This window comes from Paraglaciecola algarum (assembly GCF_021532655.1).
Lineage (GTDB): Bacteria > Pseudomonadota > Gammaproteobacteria > Enterobacterales > Alteromonadaceae > Paraglaciecola > Paraglaciecola algarum.
Window position 1 is genome coordinate 229,347 of the sequence record NZ_JAKGAS010000004.1, and the last position, 23,856, is coordinate 253,202.

The window sequence follows — 23,856 nt, forward strand, 5'->3', positions numbered from 1 at the left end:
AGTAAAACGGTCGTGGAACGACCGTTTTACTTATCTCTCTTTATATAATTTATGTTTATCTGCTGATATTATTCTAAAAAATTTTAGAGTGATATTGATGCGTACCAGTAGAATCTTCCACCCCCAACCGCTTAGTGTTGACAGTCAAATAACATTAACCGCAGAAGCCACCAATCATTTAGCTAATGTATTAAGAGTCAAAGAACAACAAGCTGTAGTATTGTTTAATGGTGACGGTAATGAATACAGCGCACATCTATCAGAGGTTTCAAAACGTAAAGTGGTCGCAACTATAGATGCAAAGTTGTCCATTAGTATTGAGTCTCCCTTAAATATTCACTTAGGCCAAGGCGTGTCAAGAGGTGATAGAATGGACTGGGTGATCCAAAAATCTGTTGAACTGGGGGTTAGCGAAATCACACCACTTATAACCGAACGCTGCGGTATAAAACTTAATCAACAAAGGTGGCAAAAAAAACATGAACAATGGCAAAAGGTAGCTATTTCTGCTTGTGAGCAATGTGGGCGTAATGTCTTGCCCCAAATACACTTCCCTACTCCTTTCAATGATTGGATTAATTTATCCACCAACCAAATTCGTTTAACTTTGCATCCAAGAGCAGAACAAGCATTTAGGCATGTATCAATCCCCCCAACTGGTGCCAGATTATTAATTGGCCCTGAAGGTGGATTTACCGACCAAGAAATATACCAAACCGAACAAAGTGGCTTTTACACAGTACAACTAGGCCCTAGAGTGTTACGCACGGAAACCGCTGCTATTAGCGCAATAACAGCTCTGCAAGCGATTCATGGCGACCTTTAAGTAATTGTGAATATTTTACATTTTATTCATATGTGGTAGTTTAGAGCCTTAGTTTAGTGTTGATGTACAAGTGTTTAACTTGCTAATACTAAAACCTTAAACATACGCAGCGACTGATTTGTATTAAAAATTAACTGTTCTTATCAGTCTAAGCGTTTATAGATCGCTCTAATAATAATTATAAATACTATGCAATCATTACAATTAGTTTCGACTGAAAAAAATCACAGAAACATGGCCTTAGCCTCGCAACGTTTATTAGACGATATTCGAGCTAATGCAATGGAAAATCTACTCAACTCAGGCTCCTTAAGTACCAGTTTAATCAGCATTTCGGATTGCCTAGAAAATGTATTAGGCAGTTGTCATTGTCAGGTTTTATCGTTTAATTCCTCAGAAAGTCGCTTTAATGTAATTAATAAATCTAATCGCACACATACAAATTTTGTGACCAACTTTGTACACAAGATGTTGAACAGTAAAACAACTGAAATAACTAAAAATTTACTCAATAAAACTGAGTTTATATATTCAGACATTTATCAATCTCGCGAATGTAAAGACTTACATATAGAAGGCAAAGAATTAGGCGTAGTCGCAGCTTGGACTATACCGCTAGTTTCTCATGACGGTATTTTATGTGGTGCTTATTTATGCCTATTCAATACCGTTAGGCATACAAACGACAGCGAATTAGATTTATTACACAGAGCGGCAAGCAGTGTTTCAGCTCTTATTTTTCACGGCAAACAAAAAACTGCTGAATTAAAGAATAAAATTTCGCTACAAAAAACAATAAGTAAACAAGATGCTGACTTAAACGAACTTAATTTAGCGGTAAAAAAGGCCATAATACAAAGAACCCAAGTACAAACTCAGCTTATTGAATTAGAAAACATGGCCGCTTTAGGCACTATGATGTCAAGTCTGACCCATGAAATTAATACTCCTATAGGTGTTTCTATAACCGCATCAAGTTATTTAAGTGATTTGCAACAAGAATGTTTTGAAAAACTGGAGTTAAACCAACTAAAACGGTCGGAGTTAATAACTTATTTGCAAGAGGCGAAAGAAGCTTCATACATCATTCAGCGAAATGTACAAAGAGCGGATGAGCTAATTAATACCTTTAAAAGGTTATCCATAGACCAAGACAGTCAAGATCTGCGCAGTTTTAATTTATGTCACTATGTTTATGAGGTTTTATTATCCCTCAAACCTAGATTAAAAATGAAGCCACATAAGTTTTGCATCGACATTTCAGATGAACTCAATATTTCCAGTAATCCAGGTGCTCTAAGTCAAGTTTTGATCAATTTAATTATGAACTCGGTACACCATGCATTTTTACCTAATCAGTCTGGCCGTATTACCATTAAGGCCAGCTTAGTACCTGAGCAAAGTGAACTACTCATTTATTATAAAGACAATGGTGTGGGTATGGATCAAGAAACTATACAAAACATCTATAAGCCGTTTTTCTCCCTAGCGGGTAGCAATGAAAGTAGCGGATTGGGTATGCACATTTGCAGCAATATTGTAATGAAAGTGCTGAATGGTTCACTCACGTGCCAGTCAGAGTTAGGAAAAGGATCTCAGTTTGAAATTCGTTTTCCAGTTTAACCCTTTATATCACCAACATACATTAAATAAAAAAGGAGCCACCGGCTCCTTTTTTTATCCACTCACACATCGCTTAATGCAAGATACGAGTCTTTATTGTACCTTCGATTTTCTGCAATTGAATAAAGGCATCATCTGAGCGATCCGTCTCAACATCAATTACTACATAACCAATGTTGGCATTAGTTTGTAGGTATTGTGCGGCAATATTAATACCTTTATCAGCAAACGCATGGTTAATTTGAGTTAGTACACCTGGCGCATTTTTATGTATGTGCAATAAACGAGAACGCCCTGTGTGTTCAGGTAAAGATGCTTCAGGGAAATTTACCGCAGATAAAGTAGAGCCGTTATCACTATATTTTGCTAACTTGCCAGCCACTTCAATACCAATATTTTGTTGAGCTTCTTGAGTACTTCCACCAACGTGAGGGGTCAAAATTACATTGTCAAACTCAGTTAACGGTGATTCAAATAATTCGTTATTTGATTTAGGCTCTACAGGGAATACATCAATAGCCGCCCCAGCCAATTTGCCACTGCGCATTGCCGCAGCTAAGGCATCAATATCAATCACTGTACCACGAGCTGCATTTATCAAAATAGCACCGTCTTTCATTAAAGCTAATTCTTTGGTACCAATCATATTTTTGGTGCCAGCGGTTTCTGGTACATGCAGACTCACCACATCAGACGTACTTAATAGCTGCTTTAAAGTTTTAACTTGAGTAGAGTTACCTAGAACTAGTTTACTCTCGACATCAAAAAACTGTACACGCATACCTAAATGCTCAGCTAAAATACTTAACTGGGTACCAATGTGGCCGTAACCAATAATACCTAAGGTTTTACCTCTGGCTTCATAAGAACCCACTGCACTTTTATCCCAAATACCTTTATGGGCTTTAGCATTTCTTTCTGGCACACCACGTAGTAGCAAAATAAGTTGACCCAGCACAAGTTCAGCTACCGACCGAGTATTTGAAAACGGCGCATTAAAAACAGGAATGCCACGCTTTTGCGTCGCGTTAAGATCAACCTGATTAGTACCGATACAAAAACAGCCTACTGCTACTAACTTGTTGGCAGCAGCTATAACATTTTCAGTTAATTGGGTACGCGAACGAATTCCAATAAAATGTACATCTTTGATTTTTGCAATTAACTCATCTTCTGGAAGAGACGTTTTTAGGTACTCAATATTTTCATATCCGTTTGCGTGTAAAGTATCTAAGGTACTTTGATGCAATCCTTCAAGTAACAATATTTTAATTTTTTCTTTCGGCAACGACACTTTGCTCATGAGATTTTCCACGTGACAGGTTAATGTTAAAATTAAGACAGACATCTGGACGTCTATTTGCGATACAAAATAGCAGAAATCAGCTAAATTAGGAAGCCAAAGGTACTAAAATAAAGGGATTTAGCTGAACGTTTTAGTTATGTATTATATGCAAGACTCTACCATCTCAATATTTAGTCACTCGGTAATTAGATCGATAGTAGTTTACGTTCTGCATTGCCCAAACACTCCGTAATTTTACCCCTTTTTATTTTTGTTGGCGCTATTTTACTTGTTTTTGCTTCTACGCTTTTTATGGGGCGAAGTATTCTTAGCCGTTTCATTGTGTAGCTGATTGTGTGGCTGATCGCTACTAAAGCGAGTTAAGCCTTTTTGAGCTCTAGCTGCATTAGCATTTTTACCTTTAGCATGGGCTTTATTCACTGAACGTTTTTCATAGGCTTTTTGATCTTTACCACGCAGTTCATTACGGCTCTCCGCTGGAACTAAACATTTAGGTCCATTGCCGATCAAATAAGTTTTCCCCATTTGAGTTAACGCTTTACGTAACATAGGCCAATTTGCAGGATCGTGATAACGTAAAAATGCACGATGTAAACGTCTATGAATTTCGCCTTTAGGTACTTCCACCACTTCACTTTTATGGGTGACTTTATGTATCGGATTTTTATTCGTGTGATACATAGTGGTAGCGTTAGCCATAGGCGACGGATAAAAGTTTTGCACCTGATCAAGTTTGAAATTTCGCTCTTTTAACCACAAGGCTAAATTCAACATATCTTCATCTTTTGTACCTGGATGAGCAGAGATAAAATACGGGATCAAAAACTGCTCTTTGCCCGCTTCTTTAGTATATTTGTCAAACAACTCTTTAAATCTATCGTAAGTACCCATGCCCGGTTTCATCATTTTATCTAACGGGGCTTTCTCTGTATGTTCTGGCGCAATTTTTAAATATCCGCCTACATGATGAGTCACCAACTCTTTCACATACTCAGGATCTTCAATAGCTAAATCGTACCTAACACCCGAAGCAATCAAGACTTTTTTAACCCCATCCACTTCACGAGCTTTGCGATACAAGTTAGTGGTTGGAGACTGGTCCGTATCTAAGTGACCACAAATTTCTGGCCACACACAAGATAACCTACGACATGCTTGTTCCGCTTTTGGGCTTTTACAGCGGAGTTTGTACATGTTAGCAGTTGGGCCACCAAGATCTGAAATTACCCCAGTAAAACCTGGTACCTTATCGCGAATTTCTTCTATTTCTCGAATAATAGATTCTTCTGAACGACTTTGGATCACCCTACCCTCATGTTCAGTAATCGAACAAAACGTACAACCACCAAAACAACCTCGCATAATATTAACCGAAGTTTTAATCATGTCGTACGCTGGAATTTTAGCTTTACCGTAACTTGGATGAGGCACTCGTGCATAAGGCAAATCAAACACAGCATCCATCTCCTCGGTTTCTAAAGGGAAAGCCGGTGGGTTGATCCACACTATTCGATCACCATGACGCTGCGCTAACGCTCGAGCGCAGCCTGGATTGGTTTCTTTATGTAATATCCTAGAGGTATGGGCATAGTGAGTTTTCTCTGCTCGCACCATGTCATAAGGCGGTAACAACACGTAAGTTTTGTCCCAAGGTTTACGTCTTTGGGTTTTTGAAGTAAATGGCTGAATAACAATTGGTTTTGCTTTATCTGCGTCTATCGCTGCTTGTTTTTCGGCCTCCGAGGACACTGCACATTTATCTTCAATGTTTTCGTATGGGCTCACAATTGGATCAATTTTTCCAATCACATCCACGTGAGTTGAGTCTACCCCTTGCCAACCTGGTAAGGGCTCTTTTCGCAATACAGCCGTACCACGAATGTCTTGCATTTGATCTATGGTTTCGCCCGCAGCAAACCTGTGAGCCATTTCAATCAGAGGGCGCTCGGCATTACCAAACATCAACATGTCCGCTTTTGAATCAAACAACACGCTACGGCGTACTTTATCCGACCAATAATCGTAGTGGGCAATGCGCCTTAAACTGGCTTCAATACCGCCAATCACCACAGGTTTTTTATAAGCCTCTTTACATCTTTGGGTATAAACGGTAACTGCACGATCTGGACGTTTTCCCCCTTCATTATTAGCGGTATAGGCATCATCATGGCGAAGTTTACGATCAGCAGTATAACGGTTGATCATAGAATCCATATTGCCAGCGGTTACCCCAAAAAATAAGTTAGGCTCCCCTAACTGCATAAAGTCTTCTTTAGAATGCCAATTTGGTTGAGAGATAATCCCTACCCTAAACCCTTGTGCTTCTAACGTGCGACCAATCACAGCCATACCAAAACTAGGATGGTCAATATAAGCATCACCGGTAACAATAATAATATCGCAACTATCCCAACCTAGTTGATCCATCTCCTTACGTGACATAGGTAAAAATGGCGCAGGATCAAAACATTCAGCCCAATATTTGGGAAACGAAAACAAGCCACGCTCCGCTTTCATACGGGCAACAGGTTTAGATCGGGAAATGGGTTGAATACTCGGCATATAACTCTCTAACAAAAACAGCAATAAAAATGCTCAAAAAAACGGCTGGATTATAACAGAATACTTAAACCCTGTGGATCTAAAACATCCTTTGCAGAAATTTAGCTACAGCAGTTGCAAATAATGCAGGAATACATGTACTACTACTGAATATAAAGAGGCTTCTAAAGGCCTGTTTTAAGATAATTTTATGTAAAAAATGTTTCTTTGCTCGCTCAATAAATCGATATTATGCGCTTCTTGCAAGAACTGAAAAGACGTAACGTTTTTAAAGTCAGGATCAGTTATCTGGTTTTGAGTTGGCTGATTATCCAAGTCGTCTCTATAACCATGCTTGCTTTACATTTGTCTACTTGGGTGAATTCATTGTTTGTTTTGCTTGTTATTATCGACCTTCCTTTCAAAAAAAACCTATTGGTGGGATGCCTACGGCATGATGAAATTCGTATTGGCGCCTTGGAAAGGACATGCTTAAGTAATAACTAGTATGTAAATAAGGTAGAACTAGATAGGCAACGTATGCGGGAAAAACTGGGTGTAAATTAAGCTGCTTATTTAGTTGAGTTGCATTTCAAACAACAGCTCTTTTTTAGGGCAAAAACACTCAAAATCACCATTTGTGTGCAGAACTAGAAAAATTTAGACCAAATAATAAGCTTTGCTGCACTAAAATGGCTGGCTCAGAATTTGCTACTGTTTTAACACAGTAAAAATTTTACCGAAAAAATAAAGATATAGTAATGACTAAACTGATTACTTTTCCCATTAGAATCTTAATTAATCAACTAGGCTTACGCATTGGCCTAACAATCCTTTGGGCATTGTGCCTCATATCAATTATCTGTTTGATCTCCAATCAATTCATTAGTTCAGAGGCGCTTAAAGCAAGCATTGCATTGCTGGTTATTTGGGTACTATTCGCCCTAAATTTATGTTTAAAACAAGAGCTAGAACAGTCTGAACAACTGGTGTCATCTGCCGACAAAATAACAAAGAGTAAACATGATAATAGTTCTAACAGCTTATTTTTTAATGAACTAAATCGTAAATTGGCTCACCTTTTAAAAGAACAAAACCGAGACAAAATTAAATTAACTGAACAACTCTCTGAAATACGATATTCATCTGAACAAGTGACCGAGTCAGCTTTGGCAGTTTCACAAAATGTCGAAAAACAGTCCGAATCCACTCATCTAAGCGCCGCTGCAATTGAAGAAATGAGTTACTCTTTGAACGAAGTAGTCGAAAAAATAAATACGGTAAAAGAAGCGGCCACCCACACCAGTCAACATGCAAGCTCAGGAAGCGAACAGTTATCAAAGCTAATCGAAGAAGTTAAACGTGTAAAACAAGAAGCCACAGACACGCTTTCAGCTATCCAAGATTTAAACAGCAACACTGAAGAAGTATTAACTCTTACCGGATCCATAGAAAAAATTGCCGAACAAACCAACTTATTAGCGCTAAACGCTTCTATCGAAGCCGCTAGAGCGGGAGAAATGGGTAGAGGATTTGCGGTGGTTGCAGACGAAGTTCGTAATTTAGCAGGGGTGAGCAAAAGTACAGCCACTAACATCATCAGTAGTATTGAAAATGTTAGGAGCAAAAGTGCCAATGTTAACCTGAGTATGTCAAAAGTGGTTGAACTGTCACAAAACTGTGAGCAACAAGCCCAAGGAGCAGGCGATATACTCAAAGACATATTTACTGAATCTGATCACGTACAACAACAAATTGAAATTGTCTCAACGAATACAGAACAACAAAGTGTTGCGACTCGAGAAATATCCAAACACTTGACGGAAGTTGTTGAAGTAGCTGAAGAAAATGCAGAAATTTCGAAACAAACAACTCAACTAGCAGACCATCTTAAAAATGTGACTAGTACTAAAAAGGACGTAATCTGATGAAGGAAACTCTATTAGGCGCAGCTATCATTGCCACAATATCAGTCGTCACTATTATCTACATTACTTGGAAGAGAAAACAACACTGGCTTAATCAACAAGCAGCAGTGGAGCAAGTTTTCAAAGTCAAAAAAATCATTGCTATGACCCAAAAACACAGAGGAATGTGCGCATCCTTTTTACAAGGTAAAACCGAAACTCAAAGCGAACTAACGCAAATAGTACAAACCATCCATCCTATTATTGAACAATTAAACACTCAAAAGTTAATCAAACAACAAGACCGCTGGGTGGGTTATCAAGATCATTGGGGAAGGTTATCAAAACAAGCCACAAAATTAACTCTAGAAGAAAGTTTTCAGCAACATACCAACTTAATTACCAATTTGTTGTATTTATTTGAAGATATTGCCGAACAACAAAATATTAGTTCAACTTTTTTTGCTGATGCAAATAGCAGTAAAACCTTGTGGCAAACTTTACCTTTTGCCGCTGAGTTTATCGGCCAATCTCGTGCAATTGGTGTAGCCATTGCAGCCAAAGGCACAAGTACTCAAGTGGATAAAGTGAAACTAGGTTATTTAGAAACTAAAATTAATCAATTATCACAAACGGTTTTTAAACATTTTGCTGATAAACGTTTTAGCCACCCCGAACACAATCAAATTCTTAAGATTGCCCAAGAGTCCTGTCAGTATTTCTTAGCTTTATTACACACTGAATTATTAGAAGTGAATAAAGTCACCATTGCGCCAGAAACCTATTTTGAAGCGGCAAGTAAAGCAATGAACGGAATAAACCGATTACTAGATAATGAATTACAGGCATTAAAGCAACAAGTGAAAAAGTCATATTAGTTCCATCAAAGTAAATTAAGAAATGTCCAATATTTGCACTAGGGAATCACGCTCATCATGGATCAAATCACTCAAATTATAAGTTTTTAAACTATTTATAAAAGCTTGCGACGCCTCAGCCAAAATACCTTTTAATTTGCAGCTCGGGAAAATTTTACAAGGAGGAGTTTTACACTCAACTAGCTGTAAGGTATTTTCTAGTAACTCAATTATTTCACCAATATTGACCTGCTCTGGGGGCAAACTTAAATAGAAACCGCCCCCCTTACCTCTTTTGGTATGAATAATGTTTGCTTTACCTAACTGATGCACAATTTTATTTAGGTTATTCCTAGAAATATCATAAATCCCACTGATTTCATCAATACTTGCTAATCGCCCTTGGGGCAATAGAGCTAAATAAATCAAGGTACGTAATCCGTAATCTGTATAACGGGTGAGTTGCATGTTTTGTTCTCTTATATCGTATTTAAGGGGAAGTACAATTGACACGCATATATGATACATTTAATATGCACCTTATAAAACATACATTTAAAATGTACTTTAATTATTTACAAAAAAAGTGACTGTCTGAAATGAATATTACAGATCCTAGAATAGAACAAAAAATCCCAGCGATTTGGCGCCAGGCCTTTCGGCCAATGTTTTTAATTGGCAGTTTATTTGCCATTATTTGTATGAGTATTTGGGCATTATTTTTGTCAGGAAATCTCAGTTTCACCCCATATGGCGGTATGTTCTATTGGCATGGCCACGAGATGATGTTTGGATTTGTGGGGGCTATCCTAGTTGGTTTTTTATTAACCGCAGTGCAAAACTGGACAGGCTTAAGAGCCACACATGGAAAGCCATTAATAGCACTGTTTAGCCTATGGCTGACCGCAAGACTTTTAATAGTCAGTAACCTATTACCGCTATTATGGCTAACCGCTTTAATCGACATATTGTTCCTAGTGTTAGCCGCAGCACTAATGGCCCAACTAGTGCTAAAGGTAAAACAATACCGAAATCTAATATTTGTGCCTATTTTATTGTTACTAGCTTGTGCTAACGGCTTAACTCATTTATCGGTGCTTCTGGCCGATCCCAGCTTTTACGTATGGGGCATGTATGCATCTGTTGCCATTATCACTTTAATCATGACTGTTATTACCGGAAGAATTGTACCCATGTTTACCGCCAATGGTACACAAACTCAAAAAGTCCCCAATTTGGCTTGGTTAGAAACCTTAGTCATAGGCTCTACGTTACTAATTACGCTTATTTATTTAGCAAATTTACCCGCAAAACTGCCTAAACTATTAATGGTATCAATATTTATAGCAGCGGCTTTAGTGCATGGATTTAGAGCCATTCGTTGGCGTCCACAAGTTACTATTAACACGCCACTGGTTTGGTCATTACACCTTGCATACTGGTTTATCCCTATTAGTTTTGTATTGTTTGCTATGCATTATTGGGGACTAAATGTTGCTTTATCTAGCGCACTTCATGGTTTAACTGCTGGTGCTATCAGTTCACTTATTTTAGCCATGCTCGCAAGAATTACGCTAGGGCATACAGGCCGCCCACTCACACCACATTGGGCGATTAAGTATTCATTTGGGCTTATTATTTTAGCGGGGATCACTAGGCTTACAGCACAACCACTACAAACCTCCATAGACCTAAACATTTATATTATTGCAGCGATTTTTTGGATAACTGCTTATGTTATTTATTTAATATTTTATTGGAGAATATTAACGTCGCCCCGACCTGATGGCAGGCCAGGATGAATTAACTAATATAAATTGATAAACAAAATTACTCAGCAGATGCAGCTTCTTTCACCGCCTCTGGAAAGATTACATTTTTAGCTGCATCTACCGTCTCTTTTGATGGATAACCGTCAGCAATTAACCCCACAGACAATTGAAATGCTCGCACCCCTTTGCGGGTTGCAGGGCCTAAAATACCGTCTGCCACACCTACATCAAAACCAAGTTGGTTAAGTTTATCTTGGAAGTCTTTCATCTCATCTACTGTGTATTTGGGTAAAGCAGGTAAAGGTTTAGACAAATCTTTTTGACCACTAATTCTATCGGCTAAATGTCCTACGGCAATGCCATAATATTCAGAATTGTTCCACCGTAATATCACGTCAAAGTTTGGGTAAACTAAAAAGGCAGAACCAGTATGACCTGCAGGGATCAATAGAGCAGCGGTTAAATCGGCTTTACCCACTAACTGGCCATTTACTTTTGTTAAGCCTTTATCATGCCAAAAAGGCAAGCTTTGAGCTTGCGACTTGCCAGCAAGCTGGTAATCAAAATTTTCGGGGAGCACAACTTCACGGCCCCAACGATAGCCAGCTTTCCAGCCAAGATTTTGTAAAAAATTAGCCGCTGACGCTAAGGCATCTTTTTCGTTATTCCATAAATCAACTTTACCATCACCGTCGCCATCTCTGGCATATTTCATATAAGCCGTCGGCATAAACTGAGTATGTCCCATGGCTCCAGCCCATGAACCTATCATATCTTTTTCAGTTAAGCCTTCACGCTCTAGCAATAAAAGAGCTTGAACTAGCTCACCAGAAAAATACGCGCTTCTGCGCTTATCACACGCTAGGGTAGTTAAGGCTCGGATGGTGGGTATTTTACCTTTATAAGAGCCAAAGTTTGTTTCCAGGCCCCAAAAAGCAATCAGGTAATGAGCAGGCACACCATACTTATTAGTCAGCTGTTGTAAAAATTCTTTATGTAATCTTAGTTTTTCGCGGCCTTTATTAACTCGCCAGTCAGTTACACGTTTTGAAAAATAACCTGTAAAAGTTTGTACAAACTCAGGTTGATTGCGGTCGTACTTTAATATGGTTTCTAAAGGCTGTACTTTACCTAAAATATCAGTTGAAGTGGCTTGAGAGACACCTGCAGCTAAAGCTTGGGTTTGCAACCGAGCAACACATTGAGGGAACTCATCACTTAGTGATAACTCAGTATCGTTAGCAAATAAAGAAAAGGAGCTTAAACTTAAGCCTATACCCAATGCGGTTAACACCGACTTACCTAAAGAAAATTGAAACAAGATAGTTACCTAAAAATTAATCAGATTAAAGACCGTTGACTTAACATGCTAACTGACTCGCGCCTAATTGGCAGCAACTCATTATACAAATTTTTCCATCCAAACATCATTGGCCATAATATGACTTGGATCAGCTACTCGGTCTAACCAAGTTTTACCAATTAGATGGTCAAACTCATGTAAAAAGATACGCGCTAAAAATCCTTCATAACGCACATGTTTAGACTGTCCTTTGCGATTTAAATAATCCACCTCAACCCAATTATTCCTTTCAATGTTTCCCCGCAATCCGGGGACAGATAAACATCCTTCCCAGTGCCAGCAGGTATCGGCACTATGATCAGTTATGCTTGGATTGATTAATATTTCGGGCTTCATATCTGGAGCATCGGGATATCTAGGGTTAGATTTAGAGGCAATAATCATAATCGCACGAGGATCAAACACTTGGGGTGCGGCGATACCGATGCCGTTTGCATCTAACATACATCTGAGCAACTCATCTAAAAAGTCCTGAAATTCGATTTGTGCAAAGACATATTTTTCCACCGGTAACGCGGGTGTTTTTAAAATGTCTTCACCTACTTGGGCTATTTTCATAAATCATTCTCATATTATCTAATGACTAAAAATATCTCACCACAGAGGAAAAGGAGACCACATAGAATACAAAGTTTAAGATTGATTTCCTTCGCAATTCTCAATGCTCTCGGTGTCCTTGCTGGCTGAAATTCTTTTAGCTGTTAATTGACTAACTGCAATTCAGCAAATTCACGATACAGGGTATTCGTTTTAAGCAATTCTTTATGAGTGCCAGTGGCGACTATTTGGCCTTTGTCCATCACTATTATTCTGTCGGCGTTGATCACTGTGGCTAACCTATGGGCAATGATCAAGGTGGTTTTACCTGTCATCAATTCCTCTAAAGCTAACTTTACATGTTGTTCGTTGGCAGCATCTAACGAACTAGTCGCCTCGTCTAACAACAATATAGGTCTGTCAGCTAAAATGGCACGAGCAATGGCAATACGTTGCTTTTGACCGCCAGATAAACGTACACCCCGCTCACCTAAATTAGTGTCATAACCTTGAGGTAACTCCTGAATAAAGTCATAGGCGCGAGCTGATTTTGCTGCTGTATTAATATCCTCTTGGCTCGCTTGTGGCCTGCCGTAGGCAATATTTTCTTTCACGCTAGTAGCAAAAATCACCGACTCTTGTGGCACCAAAGCAAATTGGTTACGTAAATCAGACACATCAAATTCGTTGAGGTTAATACCATCTAACTCAATTTTACCTTGGCTAATATCATAAAAACGCAGCAACAATTGAAACAAAGTTGATTTACCTGCGCCACTTGGCCCCACTAGGGCGATACGCTCTCCACTTTTAATGGTTAAATCTAGGCCTTTAAGTACTGGAAACTCTGTCGCCTCTGGGTAAGCGAATCCCACTTGAGATAAGGTAATCTGGCCTTGTACCTTTTTACTAGCTAAAGATATTGGTGTAACAGGAGACTCAATACTACTTTTGGTCATTAGTAGCTCCATCAAACGTTCGCTGGCACCAGCCGCTTTTTGCACTTCTCCAATCACTTCACTAATAGTGGCAACCGAGCCACCAGCCATCACCGCATAAAACATAAAGGCGGTTAACTCACCGGCACTTAACTCATTATTTAATACTAGCTGTGCACCTAGCCAGGCTACTATTGTCATGGCAGTCACACTTATGGCAATAATGCAGGCCACCAGCAAAGCGCGATATTTAATTCGATTGTGTGCTGCGCCCATAACACTTTCTATGCGCTGGGCAAAATTATTGATATCTAATGATTGGTGCGAATAGGCCTGTACAGTATGAATTTCATGTAAGGTTTCATCTACATAGGCGCCCATATCGGCCACGCGATCTTGACTATTTTTTGAAAAAATTCTGACCTTAGCCCCAAAAATTCGAATCGGTAACAATACAATTGGCACAGCAATTAACACATATAAAGTAAGCAATGGGCTAGAAAACAACATCAAGACTAAAGCACCAATAAATGTCACACTGGAGCGCAAAGCCATAGACAACCCCATGCCCACTACTGATTGTAAAAGAGTGGTATCCGAGGTAAACCGAGAAATGACTTCGCCAGTGCGAGTCTTAGCAAAAAACGCCGGAGACAAGGTAAGTAAGTGAGCATATACTTTCTGTCTAATGTCGGCACTGACTCGTTCACCTAACCAAATCATCCAATAAAACCTAAAATAAGTAGCCACACTACCTATCAATGAAATAGCCAACACCAACAAGATCATTTGGTTCAATACGTCACTATTATTGGCAATAAAACCTTGGTCTATAGCAGCTTTAATTCCTTGGCCTAACAATAACCAGCAGCTCGCACTTATCACCAAAGCAAACATAGCAATTAAGACTTTACTCTTGTATGGCTTGAGTTGACTAAACAGCCATTTCATCAGGGTACTGGTTTTTTCAGTCTGCACTACATTTCTCTATGCTGGGTGACTCTGTTTATGTGTTGATAATATGGGGACAAAAATCAAAATAACGAGCTAAGTTACATTTAGAAAAGTATCTAAATGTTTCGGTTACTTATCTATTTCCTTTGTTTTCTGCGTGCTAGTAGCAACTTCAGGTTCACTTTGTAAAATAGCGAAAATTAACACAAAGAAGCAAAGCACTAAGTTAAATAATGGAATTTGTAAATTGGGCGGCATGGTATAAATTAAACAAACTGCAGGGATCCAAATCAACCAATTTGTCAGCACAGTAGTAGGAATTTGAACCTTAACCAATTCGCCTAATAAAGGCCGAGTGCGAGCCCAACTAAATCTTTGATCTTTCCACAAATAAACTAGTGTTAACCAAGGGCAGGTTAATATGGCACTAAACACAAACTGATCAAAAGCGGCTTTTTTGATTATGGTCAGCCAGTCATTTCCATCACCAAACAGGTAGGATTGAAACAGGTAAAACTCGTTTACTATCCAGCCTAACAATGCCCAAATAAACACATAAAACAAGAATTGTTTACTCGCAGAAAATGCTATTTTTCCATTAAGATACAAATATAAAAACGGTATCACGCCGCCAAATAAAGCGGTGGAAACTATGGCATAAAGCGCACCGTTTGTGTCTTTAAGATCAGCAAAAAAAGTAAACACACTTTGCGAGGCTGGCCAAAAGAAATAACTCAAGGCAATCATTAAGGCGAATACTTGTAAAAACACACCCGGTATAAAATTAGCTTTTAACGCTCTTTTGATATTGTCAGTTAAAGACACCTGATTATTAGTTGGGTTTGTCATTAATTTGTTCTAATGCCTTGTCTGTTTGAAATTGCATATAGTGATTAATCTTAAAGTGGCTCGGACTCCAGCCTAGTAAAAATCGATGAAAGTCAGCCCAGGCTACAGAATATAAAGTACGCCATTCTTGTTCTAATTGTGCAATATCTAGTGGTAATTGATATTCAGATATTGCTTGCTTGAGTTGCGAAAAATAGTGTTCTACTAATGCGGGAGCATGTTCAAATAATTGATCACTAGTTAAACAGCCACCTAATAAGTAGGCTAAGTCTTTCACCCCGACTCCACAACCTACATATTGGAAGTCCACAGCAGCAACAGAATAATCGGATACATTTGTAGGGAAACAAAAATTAGCTAACTTTGCATCACCATGAACTAAAGTTTGGTATTCAGCTTGATTCAAAACCTGATCAATTTTAGTGGCTGCCTCTTTTAGTTCTCCATCAACCATCACCTCCCATTCATCTTGCCTAGTAGTTAAATGCCAGTAAGTGCCCACTGACCACAAACCCTTTGCACTATTTAATAAAAACCTAGCGTGAAAATAAGCTAACCATTTAATAGTGTGCTTAAGCTGAGGTAAATTAACCTGGGTGTAGCGTTGAGCAAACCCTGCTTGGTCTAAGTCCTCTAATATTATGATTGGATTCTGATTGCCTTTGACAGCGGCCAGTTGCCCAACCCTACAATGGTCATCACATAGTGGTGCGTAATCCTGATAAAACTTAGCTTCTACTTGATAAGACTTAATCTTTCTTTGATGACTAATATCCGTATTCCAACCACGTGGGTGATTAATATTTTCAGGTGGGTTAACGTATTTGACTATTAAGTTAGTGTTCAATCGGGGACTAAAATATCGAGCAATTTCACCATAACCACTCCACAATGATTGAACAGTTGCCAGTTTTTTCACTTGAGAGTCTTTTAACAAATCTTGAATATCTTTTTGCAAAGTGTCGGGCAAAGCCATTGGCCAGTTAACCTTAGATGTGAAAAGTAACTATTGAACATCCTCTATTCTATCAGTAGCATGCTGGCCGTTTAAAGTATTCTTATAAGGCCATTAACCATGACTAGTTACCAAGGCAACATTCGTAAAATGTCTGTGAGCACCGATGTAGATAATTTAGCTCAATATCAATTACCGGTTGGTGAAGAGCGCCTAAATATGAATGAACTCATTGGCCAACAAATCTCCATGCAACACACGGGCAAAATCCACTGTGTTCATTGTGCGGCAGTCACCAAAAAGAGTTTTAATCAAGGATACTGTTATCGCTGTTTAATGAAGTTAGCTCAGTGTGATACCTGCATCATTAAACCTGAATTGTGTCATTACGATGCTGGCACTTGCCGCGAACCAGCATGGGGCGAAGCCAACTGTTTGTCAGACCACTTTGTGTATCTGGCCAATACTGGCACCATCAAGGTAGGTATTACCCGCCATGTCACTGATGGCGTATCGAGTCGCTGGTTAGATCAAGGCGCCACACAAGCCATTGCCATTATGCGCGTGCAAAATCGTCTAACCAGTGGTTTAGTTGAAACAGCATTTAAATCCTTTATTGCAGACAAAACCAATTGGCGCACTATGTTAAAAAGCCAGCCTGAACAAGCAGACCTACAAGCTCTAAAAGAATCGTTATTAGAACAGGTTGAGGGCGACTTAGACGAAATTATCGAAGAATACGGATTTCAAGCCATAGATATTACCGACACTCCAGCTATTGATATTCACTATCCAGTGCAGCAATATCCAGAAAAAGTAAAATCCATTAACCTAGATAAAGAAGGTGAATTTAGCGGCACTTTACTCGGTATTAAAGGCCAATATCTAATGTTAGATGGAGACCGCGTGATAAACATGCGTAAATATTCGGGTTATGAATTATCCATTCAGACGGAACAATAAAAACTCTGCCTATTATTTATGCAACTATTCTACAAAACAACTCGTCTATAAAAACCTCTAGCCTGTAAAGCCACTAAATCAGTGGCTTTAACGTTCTTTCAGAACGCGGTAAATAGTAGTTTTCAGGATCTAGTGACACCAAAACTTTAGTGGCTTTCCCCTGAATTTCGATGGCAGGTACAAAACCAATATATCGAGAGTCAGAACTATTGTTTCGATTATCACCTAAAACCAAATAATGTCCGTCTGGCACAGTGACCTCGTCAAAGTTATCAAATGCCTCTGCTACCGGCACAAACTGCACTAAATGTTCCACACCATTTAAGGTTTCAATACCTTTATGGCTATTAACCTCAAGTTGATACTGTGAGGCTTCCCCGTTTATAACTAAACGATTATTACGCATTTCAACTCTATCACCAGGCACGCCAATCAAACGTTTAACTAACCGAGTATCTGCTTGTTTAGAATTAAACACGACTATGTCACCTCGAGCCGGTTGACCGGTTTGCATTATTTCAATATCAGTAAAAGGTACTTCTAAGCGATATGCCATTTTATCCACAAATATCCGGTCACCTTCAACAATAGTCGGCTGCATCGATCCTGTTGGCACTATGTACCAATCAGCAAAACTGCTGCGCGATGCGAATAAAATCACAACAAATAACAAAAATCCCCAGTTTTCTTTGAATAGTGTATGTAATTTTTGAGTCATTTTAATTAATCCCTTCAAGTTGATGTCACTCTGAATATGAGTTCCAGTAAGACAAATAGCCAAATCAAAAGTTTCCAATTAGGATGTAAGCAGTTGTAACAATTTTCGCTGATAGCTGAATTGTCTTGATACTGACAAAAGTAATAATCCCAGTATTGGAAATTAACCGTCGACCAATGATAACTAACACATTGATTTAAAAAGGGTTTCCTTTCATCAAAACGACCATGCTTTCTCCCCTCGTAAAAAAATAAAAATATTTACCTACTATATCTTGCAAATACGAGAGCTATCGTACATATTTATTACGACAGTTATCGTAGTTAAGGAAAAAGAATGATTACCCCCACTCCAGCAGAGTTAGAAATACTGAACATTCTTTGGGCATTGCAAGAAGCGACAACCCAAACGGTAAATTCACAGCTAAACACTCAAAGAAAAGTAGGTTACACCACTACATTAAAAACGATGCAAGTCATGACAGAGAAAGGACTATTGGATCGGCGAAAAGAGGGAAAGAGTCATATTTATTTTCCCATTATTCAGGAATCTAGCACTAAAGAAGGTTTACTGAGTAAGTTTATAGATAATACCTTTGGTGGTTCAACAAGCCAGATGATGATGCAACTAATTGGCAAACATAAAGTTAATCAAGATGAATTAAGCCAAATTAAAACATTTCTTAAAAACCTCGAGGACCAAGATCATGGATAGATTTACCTTCATATTTGATAACCAAATCATATACGCATTAGGCTGGACAATTATTCATTCATTTTGGCAAAGTTTGTTCGTGTTAGGCTTATTAAGTTTTTCGCTAATGCTAAATAAACGCTCTCGCCCAGAAACACGCTATTGGTTATCAATTTTCGCCATGATTTGTTGTGCCATTATTAGCGTCAAAACTTTTTTAATCTGTTATCGAGATATCATTCAAACCAGTGCAATATTTAATACCCTTAATTTATCAGGAAACACTGATGTTACTCAAAGTTTTTGGACTGTCACTTTTCAAACTCTCAACCCTTGGCTCAACAATATAGTACTAATTTGGTATCTCGGGTTTGCCATTCAAGGCGTCAGGTTTGTCATGGATTTATTGGCAATACAAGACCTAAAACGCAATTCTACGCATAACCTTTCGCAAAGTTGGACTATAAGATTAAATGAGTTGAAATCAAAACTAGGCATTTGTAAACACATTAGCTTTGTTCAGTCGGCAAAAATCCAAACCCCATGCGTAATTGGGCATATTAACCCTATAGTACTTTTACCATTAGGTTTAATCTGTCAGCTACCCGATGAACAAATTGAAGCCATAGTTTTACATGAATTGGCACATATAAAACGTCACGATTATTTAGTGAATATATTTCAGTCATTACTTAAAGTATTGTTTTTCTTTAATCCTTTTGTTTTAGCGATAAGTAAAAGAGTAGATATTGAACGAGAAAATGCCTGTGACGATATAGCAGTTAAAGCATGTAAAAGCTCGTTTGTTTATGCAAATGGGTTAAGCCAAATAGCGGCAGAGTCACTAAAAAATCAAGCGATTATGGCCGCGTCAAAAAGTGAATACTTATTATTAGCGAGAGTAAAGAGGTTATTCTCACACTCACAAAAATTAAATGTTTCTATGGAGAAATTCATTTCATTATGTTGTGCAGTATTACTAGCGTTAAGTTTAAATGTGAGTGCAACCAATAACTTAAATACATTCGAAAACAAACCAGAAAACGAAGTCGTGTTAGTTGAGTCCAAAACACCCGTAAAAAATATACCGACTATTGCAAACAATAATACCGATTCGAAAAAAACGACTCTTATTGAAAAACCAATTAAACAGGCTATGCCAAAAACACTCAATATAAAGCAAGTCACTAAACCAGAAAAACAACAAGCTCCGTTAGACACAAATATAGTTAAAGTAAGTAACGAAAAAACGGTAACTAGTTCAAAGGTAGAAGAAGAAAAAATAACTAACAGTGTGAGTGCTGCAGCTAACTATATAGAGGATAAAATATCACACCAAACACAGGGTTCAAAGTCGAAAGAGAAGACCATTAACACTGGCAGTAGTATACAAAAAGTAGAAACTAGTTCTGCCCAACTAGCGTCATTTTCTCCAACCCAGCCTAAGGTTTCAGCTACATTAGCTAACCTAAACCCTACGCCAGAAACGGACAATTGTGGTCGCTTCATTAGTAATAGTTATGTCCCTTCTGGCGACTACGCAATCACCATACAAGAACACAATGGTAAACGTATTAGATTTGCTAATATAGGTGGGTTTCCAAGTTTAGGTGGGTTTATCTCACTAAACCTTAAACCAGGTTTGCATTCATTTAGAGGTTTTGCCGTTTGTACACAAAGCTACTGCAAAAAATCTAACTTTATCGGCGGAGGGCAAGCAGATGAAGTAAACTTTACGGTTAATGTACAAGCAAATAAATCCTATCGAATTGCCGCAAAGCCTAAAGTACCTAGAAGCTTGAAACGTAACAAACGGTTCGAAGCTTTTGTGGTGTCAGCAAAAGAACAACAATGTGATGACATCATAGCAAGGCCTCCCCTTGAGACACCAAAGCCGCAATTATCCAAATTATCTGATAAGTTATTTGCCAAATTACTTAGCGTGCCAATGGTAGAGCTTCAAGACTTTGGATATATAGTGTATGCACCAATTAAAATGGATGACATTGAAATATCATCCCGTTTTAAAACATGGAAAACCCTGACTTCTGATTATCTACCTGAACTGGGCCAACAAAGCCATTTTGTAGAACGAATAGCAGATAACAAACAACTCAACAATGACGAATATCAAGACATCATAGACTCTACTTTGGTGGCTCAAATTAGACTTAAAAGAATCAAACATAATAAACTAGAAAAATGCCAATCTAATCCACACCTTTCAACAATTGCTCATTCATACTCTTTTTGTCAATACACCCACAATGTTAAAGGGGTAGTTGAAGTAGTCGTAATGCATCCTAAAAGCAAAGAATTATTGATGTATGGCGAAACTTTAATTGAAGTACAAAGTGATTTTAGTAAGAACAAAGGTATTAAAGCCGAACAATGGAAAAATAAACATGAAAAACAGTTTTGGGCGAATTTTATCGAAAAAACCAAAAGCCAAATAACTAAAACCCTAAGAAATATTCAACAACAAAAATACCAATCTGAAATATTAGAAATAGCCTCTAGGTAATACCCAAAAACGATTGAGCATAAAAAAGCCCGCTTAGTTATTACACAAAGCGGGCTTTCAAATACCAAGCTTAGTAACTTAAGAATACATTAGAGCTTCCAATTTACACTTAAACGATAAAATGATGCAGCTAAATTATGATTGAACGTTGCTTCAGGAATGACGGTATAAGAACGATTAACCTCTTCACCCACATTGGTCACTTTCAATAACATGCCTAAGCCAGGTAAAAAATCATACTCCACACTAAAATCAATTTGAGCGTATTCTTCATTCCAAGTTCTTGGGCTCAAGTATCTTAAGTAAATATACTTTCAAAAAAATATCTACATGCTGCAGTTTAATCAAGTATTGGACTTTCAAATAAAGACCGGTCCGCAACTTCTTTATGAGAATACTTTTCGCTGTTAAAGATAATAAAGCGATCAATTTCAAAACCTTTTGAACGTGCCGCAAGTTGCATTGAATATACCCCAGGTTTATCGATTTTTAACCTGACCACTCCACTTAAGCCATCGGCTAATTCAGAAGACATACCGCCAAATCCGAACACTTCAGTAGATCGATTAACGTATTTATAATAGTCAGGCAACGGCTTATCATTGGGACCAACATCATGTTGTCCGTAGAAACCTAGGAAGACATCGTTACCTTTATCACCTTCGTAACCTTCAGCTTGTCGTGTATACATTCGCACTTCATATGTGCCGGGAGTATTAATTTTAAATTGAGTCTCAAACCTACCTTCAGTATTGTGATGATAGTGATTTGTGTCGTTCCAAACTATATAAAAGCCACCTGTCGCTCTAATGTCTTCTCTTAGCTCCCAGCCTCCGTCGTGATAGGGCAAGTTTTCTGCCTCCATTATGAGTAAGCCATTTTTTTCTTCAAAAAAGTTAACTGCCTTTTCTGCAATAGTTTTAACCAACACTTGTGAGCTAGCAACTAAATTACCGTCCTCAGTAGTCGCGGAAATGCTCGCTGTTCCTTCGGCGATAGCTTTAACCACCCCGTGTTCGGTTACTTGGGCTATTTGTGGATTGGAAGATTGCCATGTGACTGCTTCATTGCTCACAAAAGCAGGGGTAAAATTAAGTTTCAAAAATTGAGTGGTATTAGGTTTAAGGGAAAACTGGCTAGGAGTCAGAGTAATGCCAGACACTCCAATAGGTTTACCATCATGTTTAGCAATTAAGTCGATGTTTTTAAACATGATATTTTCATGCCATGAGGCTCCCGCAGGACGAGTAACCAGCCTAACTTGGTAATTCTCTGACTCGTCTAATAAGTAATCTAATGCAAAGGTATAAGTCAATTCCCCAGTACCCGATTTTACTGATTTAAGTTGATTCGCCATAGTGGCGCCGTATTGGTTAATCAAGGTTAAAGCAATGTCGCGGTCATCTTTGGCCTCATATTTAATGGTAAAGCTATGCTGATATGCGTCTTTATATATGCGTAAAAAGGCCGGCGGATTAACAAACTCAATGCTGTCTTGCTTGGGCATTGTAGTAATATTTGTATGACTATTGCAGGCGATTAACATGCTAAACAGCCAAAGAAGGGATATTATTTTTTTCATTATTGATTCCTATTGTCAGTTCTAAAGTTGGCGACTATTGAATGCTTGTGCCAATAAATTGTTTAAACTTTTCAGGGTTGCCATCTGCATCGCCTGTCAGTAAATAAAACACCATACCTGCATCTGAAATATCTGGTTTATTATGTTTGTGTTTTTTCATACTTTCCCATAACCAGTTAACGTCAGGATCTTTATGGTCTTTCATCCATTCCCAAACCGACCAATCTTTGCTTACTTTGCCCGCTGAACTCCAACCTTTGTTTGGATTGTTTCTATCGTTTTGATCCTTAATTCGATTAAAATTGATTTTGTTATTACTAAAAGCAAGCACATCATCTATGGTTTTATGTTCCGGTCGTCTTAAATGATTGTCGTTATAGTTACTGTGAGAGATCACATAAACATGGGATAACGCGTCTTTTTGGCCTTGTTCAACGGTTAATTTAACTGCTTGATATAAAAACTCTGATGGTCCCATGTTGATAAAGTACAACGGGTCAGCCGCTGTTGATTTGGCAATTTCATTTTTTAAATGTGTTACGGCTTTTTGTTTATGAATACCCACATCAAAGAAAATATCTCTATTAAAACCCCAACGAGAAATGGAGCCGTCTATCCCTTCTTGCATATAGTTTCGAATAGTAGTGTGTGGCGGAGAAGGCATAAAGTTGTTATAAGAATAATGGACTAAATTACTCTGTTTTTTAAGTTTGGCGAGCATGGCTAATGCTGCGGGTGTGGCGCCCCAATCATCAGGATCGGCGGTTCTGTATTTGCCCACATATTCCATGTCAGGTTGTTCATTACCATCAGCACTTACCGCAATCCTATTATTTTTATAACCCCAGCCTCCTTCCTGAGCAAAGGCTTTGGCTGAATTGACCAAAGCCGCTGAGCAAACGAATATACAAGATACAATACACATTATTTTTTTCATGGAACATCTCA

The 23,856-nt window shown here is 38.3% G+C and carries 20 protein-coding genes; 8 read left to right on the plus strand and 12 right to left on the minus strand.

Annotated features, from left to right (window positions below; translation table 11 throughout):
- Nucleotides 1–97: 97 nt before the first annotated feature.
- Complete coding sequence (locus L0668_RS09345) at nt 98–826, plus strand: 16S rRNA (uracil(1498)-N(3))-methyltransferase (RefSeq protein ID WP_235312016.1); 729 nt, start codon at nt 98–100, stop codon at nt 824–826.
- A 189-nt stretch (nt 827–1,015) separates the two neighbouring features.
- On the plus strand, nt 1,016–2,449 hold the full coding sequence (locus L0668_RS09350) for a sensor histidine kinase (RefSeq protein ID WP_235312017.1): 1,434 nt from the start codon (nt 1,016–1,018) through the stop codon (nt 2,447–2,449).
- A gap of 73 nt (nt 2,450–2,522) precedes the next feature.
- Here L0668_RS09350 and serA read toward each other — a convergent pair whose 3' ends face one another.
- Entirely contained in the window at nt 2,523–3,752 is a 1,230-nt protein-coding gene (gene serA, locus L0668_RS09355; RefSeq protein ID WP_235312018.1) for a phosphoglycerate dehydrogenase, read from the minus strand.
- 267 nt (nt 3,753–4,019) lie between these two features.
- Entirely contained in the window at nt 4,020–6,317 is a 2,298-nt protein-coding gene (locus L0668_RS09360) for a YgiQ family radical SAM protein (RefSeq protein WP_235312019.1), read from the minus strand.
- Between the two features lie 740 nt (nt 6,318–7,057).
- Between L0668_RS09360 and L0668_RS09365 the strand changes: the two genes are divergently transcribed.
- Nucleotides 7,058–8,224: a methyl-accepting chemotaxis protein gene (locus L0668_RS09365; protein WP_235312020.1), complete on the plus strand. Its 1,167-nt coding sequence runs from the start codon at nt 7,058–7,060 to the stop codon at nt 8,222–8,224.
- Nucleotides 8,224–9,081, plus strand: coding sequence for a nitrate- and nitrite sensing domain-containing protein (locus tag L0668_RS09370; protein WP_235312022.1), 858 nt, complete (start codon nt 8,224–8,226; stop codon nt 9,079–9,081). The genes L0668_RS09365 and L0668_RS09370 overlap by 1 nt, the downstream gene beginning before the upstream one ends.
- A gap of 15 nt (nt 9,082–9,096) precedes the next feature.
- Here the strand turns inward: L0668_RS09370 and L0668_RS09375 are convergent, their stop codons facing one another.
- Nucleotides 9,097–9,588, minus strand: coding sequence for an Rrf2 family transcriptional regulator (locus L0668_RS09375; protein WP_235312024.1), 492 nt, complete (start codon nt 9,586–9,588; stop codon nt 9,097–9,099).
- A 71-nt stretch (nt 9,589–9,659) separates the two neighbouring features.
- On the opposite strand from L0668_RS09375, the gene L0668_RS09380 reads away from it, so the two are divergent.
- Nucleotides 9,660–10,862 (plus strand): NnrS family protein, encoded by a 1,203-nt coding sequence (locus tag L0668_RS09380; RefSeq protein ID WP_235312025.1) that lies wholly within the window; start codon nt 9,660–9,662, stop codon nt 10,860–10,862.
- Between the two features lie 28 nt (nt 10,863–10,890).
- Here the strand turns inward: L0668_RS09380 and L0668_RS09385 are convergent, their stop codons facing one another.
- The 5 genes from L0668_RS09385 to L0668_RS09405 all read right to left on the minus strand — a co-directional run bounded on the left by L0668_RS09385 (nt 10,891) and on the right by L0668_RS09405 (nt 16,449).
- On the minus strand, nt 10,891–12,108 hold the full coding sequence (locus L0668_RS09385) for a lytic murein transglycosylase (protein ID WP_370659893.1): 1,218 nt from the start codon (nt 12,106–12,108) through the stop codon (nt 10,891–10,893).
- 126 nt (nt 12,109–12,234) lie between these two features.
- Nucleotides 12,235–12,753, minus strand: a complete 519-nt coding sequence (gene def, locus L0668_RS09390; protein WP_235312027.1) for a peptide deformylase — start codon at nt 12,751–12,753, stop codon at nt 12,235–12,237.
- A 143-nt stretch (nt 12,754–12,896) separates the two neighbouring features.
- On the minus strand, nt 12,897–14,648 hold the full coding sequence (locus L0668_RS09395; protein ID WP_235312028.1) for an ABC transporter transmembrane domain-containing protein: 1,752 nt from the start codon (nt 14,646–14,648) through the stop codon (nt 12,897–12,899).
- Nucleotides 14,649–14,753: 105 nt separating this feature from the next.
- Nucleotides 14,754–15,473 (minus strand): hypothetical protein, encoded by a 720-nt coding sequence (locus L0668_RS09400; RefSeq protein WP_235312029.1) that lies wholly within the window; start codon nt 15,471–15,473, stop codon nt 14,754–14,756.
- Entirely contained in the window at nt 15,457–16,449 is a 993-nt protein-coding gene (locus L0668_RS09405; protein ID WP_235312030.1) for an oxidoreductase family protein, read from the minus strand. The genes L0668_RS09400 and L0668_RS09405 overlap by 17 nt, the downstream gene beginning before the upstream one ends.
- A 99-nt stretch (nt 16,450–16,548) precedes the next feature.
- Here L0668_RS09405 and L0668_RS09410 point away from each other — a divergent pair, with 99 nt between their 5' ends.
- Nucleotides 16,549–17,391 carry a DUF2797 domain-containing protein gene (locus tag L0668_RS09410; protein ID WP_235312031.1) on the plus strand — a complete coding sequence of 281 codons (843 nt, stop codon included), beginning with the start codon at nt 16,549–16,551 and terminating at the stop codon, nt 17,389–17,391.
- 73 nt (nt 17,392–17,464) lie between these two features.
- Here the strand turns inward: L0668_RS09410 and lepB are convergent, their stop codons facing one another.
- Nucleotides 17,465–18,109 (minus strand): signal peptidase I, encoded by a 645-nt coding sequence (lepB, locus tag L0668_RS09415; RefSeq protein WP_235312033.1) that lies wholly within the window; start codon nt 18,107–18,109, stop codon nt 17,465–17,467.
- 336 nt (nt 18,110–18,445) lie between these two features.
- Here lepB and L0668_RS09420 point away from each other — a divergent pair, with 336 nt between their 5' ends.
- Both L0668_RS09420 and L0668_RS09425 read left to right on the plus strand, forming a co-directional pair.
- Entirely contained in the window at nt 18,446–18,823 is a 378-nt protein-coding gene (locus L0668_RS09420; RefSeq protein WP_235312034.1) for a BlaI/MecI/CopY family transcriptional regulator, read from the plus strand.
- Nucleotides 18,816–21,326, plus strand: a complete 2,511-nt coding sequence (locus L0668_RS09425; RefSeq protein ID WP_235312036.1) for a M56 family metallopeptidase — start codon at nt 18,816–18,818, stop codon at nt 21,324–21,326. Before L0668_RS09420 ends, L0668_RS09425 begins: the two co-directional genes overlap by 8 nt.
- 89 nt (nt 21,327–21,415) lie before the next feature.
- Here L0668_RS09425 and L0668_RS09430 read toward each other — a convergent pair whose 3' ends face one another.
- From L0668_RS09430 to L0668_RS09440, 3 genes are read right to left on the minus strand one after another with little or no spacing between them, the layout of a single operon-like run.
- Complete coding sequence (locus L0668_RS09430) at nt 21,416–21,619, minus strand: hypothetical protein (RefSeq protein WP_235312038.1); 204 nt, start codon at nt 21,617–21,619, stop codon at nt 21,416–21,418.
- A gap of 47 nt (nt 21,620–21,666) precedes the next feature.
- Nucleotides 21,667–22,908: an Ig-like domain-containing protein gene (locus L0668_RS09435; RefSeq protein WP_235312040.1), complete on the minus strand. Its 1,242-nt coding sequence runs from the start codon at nt 22,906–22,908 to the stop codon at nt 21,667–21,669.
- A gap of 34 nt (nt 22,909–22,942) precedes the next feature.
- Entirely contained in the window at nt 22,943–23,845 is a 903-nt protein-coding gene (locus tag L0668_RS09440; RefSeq protein WP_235312041.1) for a hypothetical protein, read from the minus strand.
- Between the last annotated feature and the right edge of the window lie 11 nt (nt 23,846–23,856).

Excerpts from the sequence above, each read along its gene's own strand:
- L0668_RS09400 (WP_235312029.1), bottom strand. The coding sequence starts at position 15,473 with ATGACAAACCCAACTAATAATCAGGTGTCTTTAACTGACAATATCAAA.
- L0668_RS09350 (WP_235312017.1), top strand. The coding sequence starts at position 1,016 with ATGCAATCATTACAATTAGTTTCGACTGAAAAAAATCACAGAAACATG.
- L0668_RS09380 (WP_235312025.1), top strand. The coding sequence starts at position 9,660 with ATGAATATTACAGATCCTAGAATAGAACAAAAAATCCCAGCGATTTGG.
- L0668_RS09375 (WP_235312024.1), bottom strand. The coding sequence starts at position 9,588 with ATGTATCATATATGCGTGTCAATTGTACTTCCCCTTAAATACGATATA.
- def (WP_235312027.1), bottom strand. The coding sequence starts at position 12,753 with ATGAAAATAGCCCAAGTAGGTGAAGACATTTTAAAAACACCCGCGTTA.
- L0668_RS09435 (WP_235312040.1), bottom strand. The coding sequence starts at position 22,908 with ATGAAAAAAATAATATCCCTTCTTTGGCTGTTTAGCATGTTAATCGCC.
- lepB (WP_235312033.1), bottom strand. The coding sequence starts at position 18,109 with ATGACTCAAAAATTACATACACTATTCAAAGAAAACTGGGGATTTTTG.
- L0668_RS09370 (WP_235312022.1), top strand. The coding sequence starts at position 8,224 with ATGAAGGAAACTCTATTAGGCGCAGCTATCATTGCCACAATATCAGTC.
- L0668_RS09440 (WP_235312041.1), bottom strand. The coding sequence starts at position 23,845 with ATGAAAAAAATAATGTGTATTGTATCTTGTATATTCGTTTGCTCAGCG.
- L0668_RS09360 (WP_235312019.1), bottom strand. The coding sequence starts at position 6,317 with ATGCCGAGTATTCAACCCATTTCCCGATCTAAACCTGTTGCCCGTATG.
- serA (WP_235312018.1), bottom strand. The coding sequence starts at position 3,752 with ATGAGCAAAGTGTCGTTGCCGAAAGAAAAAATTAAAATATTGTTACTT.
- L0668_RS09405 (WP_235312030.1), bottom strand. The coding sequence starts at position 16,449 with ATGGCTTTGCCCGACACTTTGCAAAAAGATATTCAAGATTTGTTAAAA.
- L0668_RS09420 (WP_235312034.1), top strand. The coding sequence starts at position 18,446 with ATGATTACCCCCACTCCAGCAGAGTTAGAAATACTGAACATTCTTTGG.
- L0668_RS09425 (WP_235312036.1), top strand. The coding sequence starts at position 18,816 with ATGGATAGATTTACCTTCATATTTGATAACCAAATCATATACGCATTA.
- L0668_RS09345 (WP_235312016.1), top strand. The coding sequence starts at position 98 with ATGCGTACCAGTAGAATCTTCCACCCCCAACCGCTTAGTGTTGACAGT.
- L0668_RS09410 (WP_235312031.1), top strand. The coding sequence starts at position 16,549 with ATGACTAGTTACCAAGGCAACATTCGTAAAATGTCTGTGAGCACCGAT.
- L0668_RS09365 (WP_235312020.1), top strand. The coding sequence starts at position 7,058 with ATGACTAAACTGATTACTTTTCCCATTAGAATCTTAATTAATCAACTA.